We start from the raw sequence: 9745 nt of genomic DNA, 5'->3' as shown, positions 1-9745 counted from the left end.
TCGTCGTGCGGGATGAACGGCATCTTGATCGGCTCGGAGCCGGCCGCGATGATCGCTTGGTCGAAGCCGATCACCGTCTTCTTGCCCTCGTGTTCGACCTCGACCTGGTTCGGGCTGACGAAGCGGCCCGTGCCCCGCACCACCGTGACCTTGCGCTGCTTGGCCAGCCCCACGAGGCCGCCGGTCAGGCGCTTGACCACGCCGTCCTTCCAGTCCCGCAGCTTGTCGATGTCGATCTGCGGCGCGGTGAAGCTGATGCCATGGGAGGCCATGGCATGGGTCTCGTCGATGACCTTCGCGGCGTGCAGCAGGGCCTTCGACGGGATGCAGCCGACGTTGAGGCAGACGCCGCCGAGCGTCGCCCAGCGCTCCACCAGCACGACGCTCTTGCCGAGGTCGGCCGCGCGGAAGGCTGCCGTGTAGCCGCCGGGCCCGGCGCCGAGCACCAGAACCTCGGCGCGGCTGTCCTCGCCCGAGACGGCGGCCGCCGCCTTCGGGGCTGACGGAGCTGGTGCGCCTCCGGGCGTTGCGCCCGCGGCGAAGGAACCGTAGCCGGCCTGGCCCTCGCCCGCCCCGTGGCCGGCGGCACCGGCCGGGACAGCGGAGGCGGCACCCGAGACGCCGGGCTTGGGCGCGCCGGTCTCCGCGGTCGCGGCCATCACCAGGATCAGGTCGCCCTGAGTGACCGTGTCGCCGGGCTTGATCTTCACCTCGGCCACCGTGCCGGCGACCGGGGACGGGATGTCCATGGTCGCCTTGTCGGATTCGAGGACGATCAGCACGTCGTCGACCGAGATCTGGTCGCCGGGGCTGACGCTCACCTCGATGACCGGGACGTTCTTGAAGTCGCCGATGTCGGGCAGATGGACTTCGTTCGTGCTCATGCCGTCACCTCACCTGTATCGCTCGGATCTCGATTCCGTCCGGGTCCTGCTCGGACCCTGGCCTCGCGTCAGACGACGAGGCGCCGGACGTCCTCCAGGACGTGGGCGAGGTGGCGGGTGAAGCGCGCGGCGAGCGCCCCGTCGATGACGCGGTGGTCGTAGGACATCGAGAGCGGCAGCATCAGCCGGGGCTGGAACTCCTTGCCGTCCCAGACCGGGGCCATCTTCGAGCGGACTACGCCGAGGATGGCGACTTCGGGCGCGTTGACCAGCGGCGTGAAGGCGGTGCCGCCGATGCCGCCGAGGCTGGAGATGGTGAAGGTGGCGCCCTGCATGTCGCCGCCGCCGAGCTTGCCGTCGCGGGCCTTCTTCGAGAGCGTGCCGAGGTCCTGGCTGATCTCGACGATGCCCTTGCGGTCGGCATCCTTGACCACAGGCACCACGAGGCCCTCCGGCGTGTCCACCGCCACGCCGATGTTGTAGTAGCGCTTGAGGATCAGCGTGTCCTTCTCGGGGTTCAGCGAGGAATTGAACTCCGGGTGCTGGCGCAGGGCCGAGACCGCGGCCTTGATCAGAAAGGCCAGCAGCGTGACCCGGTAGCCCTTCTCCTTGCCGGCGGTGTCGAGTTCCTTGCGGTACTTGTCCGTCTCGGTGATGTCCGCCTCGTCCTGGTGTGTGACGAGCGGCACGTTGAGCCAGGCCCGGTGCAGGTGCGGACCGGAGATCTTCTTGATCCGCGGGAGCGGCTTGACCTCGATCGGACCGAACTTCGAGAAGTCCACCGCCGGGATCTCGGGAATGCCCATGCCGCCGGACGCCATGACCGCGCCGCCGCCGGCCGCGGGGGCCGCCGAGCGGGTGAGGTGGCCCTTCACGTCGTCCTTGGTGATGCGGCCCTTCTCGCCGGTGCCTTTCACGGCGTTGAGGTCGATGCCGAGTTCGCGCGCGATGCGGCGTACCGCGGGGCTCGCGTGGACGTTCGTGAAGTCGGGGGCACTGGAGGCAGGCGCTTGAGCGACCGGCCCGGAGGGCGGGGTCGGCGCCGTAGGGGGGGGCTCCTGCTTGGCCGCGAGGGCCGCGGTGTCGGCGGAGGCCGCACCGTTGGCGTTCGGCGCGGAGTCGGCCGCCGCCTCGCCCTTGAGCAGCAGGATCGGCGCGCCTTCGCTGACCTTGTCGCCGATCTTGATCAGGATCGTCTCGACCACGCCGCCTTGCGGCGAGGGCACGTCCATCGTCGCCTTGTCGGATTCCAGCGAGATCAGCGGGTCGTCCGGCCCGATGGTGTCGCCCTCCTTCACGAAAATCTCGATGACCGGGATGTCCGCGAAATCGCCGATATCGGGAACCTTGACCTCAATGCCCACTGGCTTCCTCTCCCTGTCTCTGACTGTTCTCTGGGCCTCTGAGGGCCCTGGCCGTCCGGTTTCGGATGTCGTTCGCCCCGCCGCTCACCGGCGGGGCGCGGGTTCTGGCAGGCTCACACGGTCCAGGGGCCGGGCTTGTTCGGGTCGATCCCGTACTTGGTCAGCGCCTCGGCCACCGTACTTCCGGGAACCGCCCCGTCCGCGGCGAGGCTGTGCAGCGCCGCCACCGTGACCCAACGCCGGTCGACCTCGAAGAAGTCGCGCAGGCGCACCCGGTAGTCGGAGCGGCCGAAGCCGTCCGTGCCGAGCACGCGGTAGCGGCCGGGGACCCAGGTGCGGATCTGGTCGGCGAACAGCCGCATGTAGTCGGTGGCCGCGATCACTGGGCCGCCGCGGCCGGCGAGGCAGGTCTCGACGTAGGACTTCTTCGGCGCCTCGGTGGGATGGAGCAGGTTCCAGCGCTCGACCGCCATCGCCTCGCGGCGCAACTCCGTGAAGCTCGGACAACTCCAGATGTCGGCAGCGATCCCGTAATCGGCTTCGAGCTGGTCGGCTGCGGCGATCACCTCCCGCAGGATTGTGCCGCTGCCGAGCAGTTGCACCCGCGGACCGCCCGTCTTCCCCTTGCCCTCACGGAACAGGTACATCCCTTTGAGTATGCCCGCCTCGGCCCCTTCGGGCATGCCGGGATGCTCGTAGTTCTCGTTCATCACGGTGACGTAGTAGAAAACGTCCTCCTGCTCGGCGAACATCCGCCGCAGGCCGTCCTGCACGATCACCGCGACCTCGTACGAGAAGGTCGGGTCGTAGGAGACGCAGTTGGGGATGGTCGCCGAAAACAGGTGGCTGTGCCCATCCTCGTGCTGGAGCCCCTCACCGTTCAGCGTGGTGCGCCCTGCGGTGCCGCCGATCAGGAAGCCGCGCGCGCGCATGTCGCCGGCCGCCCAGGCGAGGTCGCCGACCCGCTGGAAGCCGAACATCGAGTAGTAGATGTAGAACGGGATCGTCGGCGCGTTCGAGGTCGAGTAGGAGGTCGCCGCCGCGATCCACGAGGACATGGCACCGGGCTCGTTGATGCCCTCTTGGAGCATCTGACCCTTCTCGTCCTCCTTGTAGTACATCAACTGGTTGGCATCCTCCGGCCGGTAGAGCTGGCCGACCTGGGAGAAGATGCCGAACTGGCGGAACATGCCCTCCATGCCGAAGGTGCGGCTCTCGTCGGGCACGATCGGCACGATGCGGTTGCCGATGTTCTTGTCGCGCAGAAGCGTGTTGAGCACCCGCACGAAGGCCATCGTGGTCGAGATCTCGCGGCCCGCGGTCTCCTTGAGCTGCGCTCCGAAGGCCGACAGCGGCGGGATCTGTAGGTCGATCGACTTGCGTCGCCGCGCCGGCAGCGGACCGCCGAGCGCCGCGCGGCGGGCCTTCAGGTAGTTCATCTCCGGACTTCCTTCGGGGAAGCGGATGAATGGCATCTCCTTGATCTGGTCGTCGGTGAGATCGATCTGGAAGCGGTCGCGGAACTGCTTGAGGACCGCCTCACCCATCTTCTTCTGCTGGTGGGTGATGTTCTGGCCTTCACCCGACTCGCCCATGCCGTAGCCCTTGACGGTCTTGGCGAGGATCAACGTCGGCTGGCCCTTGTGCTTGGACGCCGCGCTATAGGCCGCGAAGACCTTCGACGGGTCGTGGCCGCCGCGGGTCAGGCGGAAGATGTCCTCGTCGCTCCAATCCTTCACGAGGGCCGCGGTCTCGGGATACTTCCCGAAGAAATGCTCGCGGACATAGGCGCCGCTCTTCGACTTGAAGTCCTGGTATTCGCCGTCGACGCACTCTTCCATCAGCCGCGCCAGCATGCCGGTGGTGTCGCGCGCCAGCAGCGCGTCCCAGCCGGAGCCCCACAGGCACTTGATGACGTTCCAGCCGGCGCCGCGAAAATCGGCTTCCAGCTCCTGGACGATCTTGCCGTTGCCCCGCACCGGCCCGTCGAGGCGCTGCAGGTTGCAGTTGATGACGAAGACGAGGTTGTCGAGCTTCTCCCGCGCGGCCATTGAGATGGCGCCGAGGCTCTCCGGCTCGTCCATCTCGCCGTCGCCCATGAAGGCCCAGACCTTGCGGCCGTCGGTGTTGGCGTGGCCGCGATGGTGCAGGTAGCGCAGGTAGCGGGCCTGATAGATCGCCATCAGCGGCCCGAGACCCATCGAGACGGTAGGGAACTGCCAGAAATCCGGCATCAGCCAGGGATGAGGATAGGATGATATGCCCTTTCCGTCGACCTCCTGGCGATAGCTGAGGAGTTGCTCCTCGGTGAGCCGACCTTCGAGGAAGGCGCGGGCGTAGATGCCCGGCGAGGAATGGCCCTGCACGTAGATCAGGTCGCCGCCGCGCTCTTCCGAGTCGCCGTGCCAGAAATGCATGAAGCCGGTGTCGTAGAGCGTTGCCGAGGACTGGAAGCTCGCGATGTGGCCGCCGAGCTCGGACGAGTCCTTGTTGGCCCGCAGGATAATCGCGATGGCGTTCCAGCGAATCGCTGAGCGGATGCGGTGCTCGATTTGCCGGTCGCCGGGATGCGGGTCCTGTTTGTCGACGGGAATCGTGTTCAGGTAGGCGGTGTTGGCCGAGAACGGCACGGGGGCGCCGCGCTTGCGGGCCTCCTCGACCACCTGCCCGATGAGGAAGTGCGCCCGCTCCGGCCCTTCGACGTCCAGCACCCCGTCCAGCGAATCGAGCCATTCACGGGTCTCGGCCGGATCAAGGTCGCGACTGCGCTCCATCGGTATCCTCCCTTGGCAACCGCTTCGGGCGAGCGGATTGCGGGGCGGTTTATGGCACAGAACCGTGGCCCGGCGCGCGCCGTCAACTTTATAGTTCGCTCAATACGTTAGGGCCCGGGGCGGAGACCAGATCGCGCGGGCTCTGAAATACCGCGTTCCGAATTCTGGATTGCCGGCGCGTGCGGCGGCGGGGTCGCGACGGGCTTGCGGCCCTCTGGTGGCAGCTGGCCATGGGCAAGACGATCGCGTGCCTTCCTTGGGCGCGCCCATCCTGACAGCCCGTCCGAATGTTCGACTGCGTCATTGAGTAGATCGAAAGGTTCTTGCAGGCGGAGCGATTGCCCTGAAGTACTTGTGCCCATTCAGGTTGCCGGAGACATGTTTTGGAAGGACCGGCGCGGAATGGGCGGTCCTTGGATTTTCCTTCCCATCATCTCGGAACGAGAGATCGAAGGGGTCCCGAGAGATAGATTCGTCTCGAAGGCGACGAGACGAAGCAGAACATCCAATCCGTACGAAGGCATATGGCCGAGAGGCGGGCACGTCCCGCCGGGGGCCGCGGAGTGCGCGTGGCCGGGCCGACGTTCGCGGGATCAGCGGCAGTACCGGTTCAGGCGCTTCTTCCAGCGTTGACCGGGCCCGAGTTCGTCCTGTCTCCGACGCGCGGGGACGGGCTTGGTGGATGTGGTTCGCTCAACGGCAGGCTGCACGGCCGGCGTCGCTCGGAGCACCGGGGCATCGGGTTCGGCGGCGTGGGCCGGAATCGGCGCCGGGGCGGGTGCTGCTGCTTTCCTCGGCCGTCCCACGCGGCGCGCGACCGGCGGCTCGGGACTGGCTGCGGCCTCGTCCCCCGGCTCGGGTTCGCCCGGCACGAACATCGGCAGCAGGCTCTGGAGGATGCGGCGGGCCGGAGCCTCTGGCTGGCTCGGTACCGGCTGCACGTCCGGGGAGGGCCGCGCTTCGGGGACGTACCACGCTGCGTCCGCGGGCTGCTCCGTCTCCTCCGGCGGCAATGTCGGCCACAGGGGCTTGCCGGGACGTGCGGGCCCTGCGGACTGGTTCTGCGACGGACGCGACGTGTGAGTGTGCTTGATTTCGACCACGAAGGGTCGTGCGCTGCGGCGCTTCATTCGCAGTGATCCTGGGCAGGCGGTCGGCGATGCGACAGCATAGGTCCGGCATCGCCCTGCCGTGGCCTACCGGCACCTGCGACGCCTGTCGAGGATTGATGCACGAAAGCCTTACGGTTTTCTTGAGATCGGCCCACCACCATCGACGCGCGCAGATCGCTCACGCGGCGATTGCAGTGATCGCGGGCACCTGCGGCGTGGCCGGCATGTCGAGGCTGCTGCCCGCGCCGAACAGGGACTGGTAGAGTGCCGCCGGCGTCTGCGTGCGGCCGTTGCCGTCCACGATCTGAACGTCCGACATCCCGGCGGTCAGGAGCGACAGGCCCCTGTCGAGGGCGCTCAGCATCGACCCGTGCTGGTAGACGAAACGGCGCGCCGATACGCGTGCGCAGACGGTGAAGCTCACGTGATTGATCCCGCTGGGGCCCAAGCGCCGCCGGTGTTTGAGACCGCGGGCGGGCCGATTCATCGAATTGAGAAAGGCGAAGGCTCGGAAGGCGGATGTCTCGGGCTGCCGAACCGCCGCGCCGGATGTCTGTGGCAGGCAATAGAGGCCATTCGTTGACAAACGTTGTCACTCTCCGAACCTGGGCCGCCACAGGCTCATCAAGTCTTCGCGAGGCGCTACGCCACGCTGCGGGCGACGTCCGCGATCCGGCTCCGAAGCCAGGCGATGGCGGAATTCCCCTCGTGCCGGCGGTGCCAGTACATCGACCAAGTGAAGGCGTCCGATGCGAAGGGCAGGTCGCGGATCGCCAGGGATTCGCGTGCCAGCACGCTTGCGAGACGCCGCGGCATCACCGTGAGCAGGTCGGTCCGCTCCAGCACGTCCGGCACGACCAGCCAGTGGGGCACGTTCAGCGCCACGTCCCGCGCCAGGCCCCGGCCGACGAGCACGTCGTCCACGAAGCGCAGGTCCGTCGAGGACATCGAGACCTTGAGGTGCCGGGCGCTCAGGAAGGCGTCCAGGTCCAGCGTGCCCGCGGCCGCCGGATGGGAGGCGCGCATGAGGCAGACCATCCGGTCGTGGAGCAGGACTTCCGACTTGATTGAGGTCGAATGAACCAGTGCGGTGCTGACCGCCAGGTCGATCTCATCCTTTTCAAGGGCTTCGACGGTGCCGACCGGCGACAAGTGCACGACGCTGATGCCGACCGCCGAGCCGGGAACGGCGACGGACGCGACCAGGCTCGGCAGCAGCAGCACGCCCAGCAGGTCGGACAGGCGGATGTTGAAGGTCCGCGCGGCGACCGCCGGGTCGAAGGCCGAATCGCTGTCGAAGACCCGCTCGATCCGCCGCAGGATCTGCCGCGTCGGCTCGATCAGCTCCAGGGCCCGCGGCGTCGCCTGCATGCCGGCTGCCGTCCGGACCAGGAGCTCGTCCCTGAAGATCGTCCGCAGGCGGCCGAGCGCGTTGCTCATCGCCGGCTGGCTCAGGCCGATCCTGGCGGCGGCGCGCGTGACGTGCAATTCGTGGAGCAGGGCGTCCAGCGCCACGAGCAGGTTGAGGTCGACCGACCGCAGTTTCATGCGCACACTCCGGCTCCGAATCTCGCCGCACCCACATTCATGATATAAATGCGGCGAGACTCGAAATCCATTTCACCGATGGACCGGGCGCGTGCTTTATCCGCTCATTCCGAGGCTGGCGTGCGGGATCAGGAGGGGCGGATGGCAGAGGCTGCGGCGCTGAAGGGGACGATCAAGGTCTGCATGTTCGACCAGTACGGCACGGTCGTGGACATGCAGGGCGGGCTGACCGAGATCGCGACGCCTTATCTCCGGGCCAAGGGCTGGGGCGGCAACCCGAATTCCTTCGTCACCTGGTGGCGGCGGACGCATTTCGAGAACTCGATGATCGACGCGCTGCTGCACAAGGCGCACACGCCCTATCGCGAGATCGGGCAGCGGGCCGTCGCCTTCGTCCTCGACCGCTGCGGCATCGCCTACACGATGGACGAGGTCCGGGGCCTGGTCGCCGCGATCGAGACGCTGCGCTGCTTCCCCGAGGTGCCCGAGGCCCTGGCCAGGCTCCAGACCCGCTACCGGCTCGTCGTGCTGTCGAACGGCGACCCGGACATGCTGGAGGCCGCCAAGCCCCATCACGGCATCCCCTTCGACCGGGTGATCTCGGTGGCGGAGGCGAATGCCTTCAAGCCGCACGTGGCCACCTACACCCGGGCCGCCGAACTGCTGGGCCTGCCCATGGACGAGATCCTGTTCGTGGCCAACCACGCCTTCGACTGCATCGGCGCCAAGGCCGCCGGCATGCGCACGGCGTTCATCGACCGCCGCCAGAGGCCGTTCGGGGAAACCCCCCATCAGCCCGACATCCGCGTCCGCACGATGACGGATCTTGCGGATGCCATGGTCTGACGCCGCGCCCCTGGCAGGCGTGCGAATCCTCGACCTCTGCCGGGTGGTCTCCGGCCCCTTCGCGACGATGCAGCTCGGCGATCTCGGCGCCGACGTGGTCAAGGTCGAGGAGCCGGGACGGGGCGACGAGGCGCGCACCTACGGGCCGCCCTTCCTCGGCGGCGAGAGCGCCTACTTCCTGTCGATCAACCGGAACAAGCAGAGCTGCGCCATCGACCTCAAGTCGGCGGCCGGCCGGGACCTGGTCCTGCGGCTGGCCGCCACCGCCGACGTGGTGATCGAGAACTTCCGGCCCCGGACGATGGACCGGCTCGGCCTCGGCTTCGAGCGGCTGCGGCAGGACAATCCCCGCCTGATCTATTGCGGCATCTCGGGCTTCGGCCTGACCGGACCGGACACGGACCGGCCGGGCTACGACCTGATCCTCCAGGGCGAATCCGGCATCATGGACATCACCGGCGACCCGGACGGGCCGCCGACGAAGGTCGGCACCTCGGTCGCCGACCTCGTGACCGGGCTCTACGCGGCGCAAGGCGTGCTGGCGGCCCTGAGGCAGCGCGAGCGCACGGGGGAGGGCGGCCGCGTCGACGTGGCCATGCTCGACGCCATGGCCTCCCTGCTGACCTTCAACGCCGGCATGTACTTCGCCACCGGCGCCAGCCCGAAGCGGCGCGGCAACGCGCATCCCACGATCAGCCCCTACGAGACGTTCCCCGCCGCCGACGGCTGGGTCAACGTCGGCGTCGCCAACGACCGGTTCTGGAGCCTGCTCTGCACGGCGCTGGACCGGGAGGACCTGCGCGCCGACAGCCGGTTCGCCCGCGCCGCCGAGCGCGCGGCGCGGCGCCAGGAACTCCAGGCCATCCTGGAGCCGATCTTCTCCGGCGGCACGCGGGAGCACTGGACCGCGCTCCTCGGGGCGCACGGCATCCCCTGCGGCTCCATCCGCACGGTGGGCGAGGTCTGCGAGGCTCCCCAGCTCGCGGAGCGCGACGTGATCCGCTCCTTCGCGCATCCGGCCGCCGGGACCGTGCCCTACCTCGCGAGCGCCATCCGCTTCGACGATGCCGGCCCACCGCCCGCCACACCCGCGCCGATGCTGGGCGAGCATACCGAGGCCATCCTCGGCCGCTGGCTCGGGCTCGATCGCGCCGCGGTCGCCGATTATGCCGGGCTGGGCGCGTTCGGGCCCGTGCAGGCCGAGACGACGACCGCCG

7 protein-coding genes and 1 pseudogene are annotated in these 9745 nt (G+C 68.4%); 2 read left to right on the top strand and 6 right to left on the bottom strand.

The annotated features are described in order from the left end of the window. The 6 genes and pseudogenes from COGEMETH_RS10610 to COGEMETH_RS10585 form a co-directional block, all read right to left on the bottom strand. Positions 1–884, bottom strand: an 884-nt coding sequence (locus tag COGEMETH_RS10610; RefSeq protein ID WP_238182538.1) for an FAD-dependent oxidoreductase, incomplete at its 3' end; no start/stop codon positions are given. A 68-nt stretch (positions 885–952) separates the two neighbouring features. After that, positions 953–2299: pseudogene (gene aceF, locus COGEMETH_RS10605) on the bottom strand (dihydrolipoyllysine-residue acetyltransferase); the annotation flags it as partial. Positions 2300–2361: 62 nt separating this feature from the next. After that, positions 2362–5022 carry a pyruvate dehydrogenase (acetyl-transferring), homodimeric type gene (gene aceE, locus COGEMETH_RS10600; RefSeq protein WP_238182537.1) on the bottom strand — a complete coding sequence of 887 codons (2661 nt, stop codon included), beginning with the start codon at positions 5020–5022 and terminating at the stop codon, positions 2362–2364. Positions 5023–5615: 593 nt separating this feature from the next. Then, positions 5616–6152, bottom strand: coding sequence for a hypothetical protein (locus tag COGEMETH_RS10595; protein WP_238182536.1), 537 nt, complete (start codon positions 6150–6152; stop codon positions 5616–5618). Positions 6153–6312: 160 nt separating this feature from the next. Further along, complete coding sequence (locus tag COGEMETH_RS10590; protein WP_238182535.1) at positions 6313–6558, bottom strand: hypothetical protein; 246 nt, start codon at positions 6556–6558, stop codon at positions 6313–6315. A gap of 218 nt (positions 6559–6776) precedes the next feature. Beyond that, a complete protein-coding gene (locus tag COGEMETH_RS10585; RefSeq protein WP_238182534.1) occupies positions 6777–7682 on the bottom strand; it encodes a LysR family transcriptional regulator in 906 nt (301 codons plus the stop codon). Between the two features lie 141 nt (positions 7683–7823). On the opposite strand from COGEMETH_RS10585, the gene COGEMETH_RS10580 reads away from it, so the two are divergent. After that, on the top strand, positions 7824–8528 hold the full coding sequence (locus COGEMETH_RS10580) for a haloacid dehalogenase type II (RefSeq protein WP_238182533.1): 705 nt from the start codon (positions 7824–7826) through the stop codon (positions 8526–8528). Continuing rightward, positions 8515–9745, top strand: a 1231-nt coding sequence (locus tag COGEMETH_RS10575; protein ID WP_238182532.1) for a CaiB/BaiF CoA transferase family protein, incomplete at its 3' end; no start/stop codon positions are given. The genes COGEMETH_RS10580 and COGEMETH_RS10575, both read left to right, overlap by 14 nt.

The sequence above is a fragment of the Methylobacterium trifolii genome, from assembly GCF_022179685.1.
GTDB lineage: Bacteria > Pseudomonadota > Alphaproteobacteria > Rhizobiales > Beijerinckiaceae > Methylobacterium > Methylobacterium trifolii.
The sequence above is the reverse complement of the archived record's forward strand: the minus strand, read 5'-3'. Positions and strand labels throughout refer to the sequence as shown.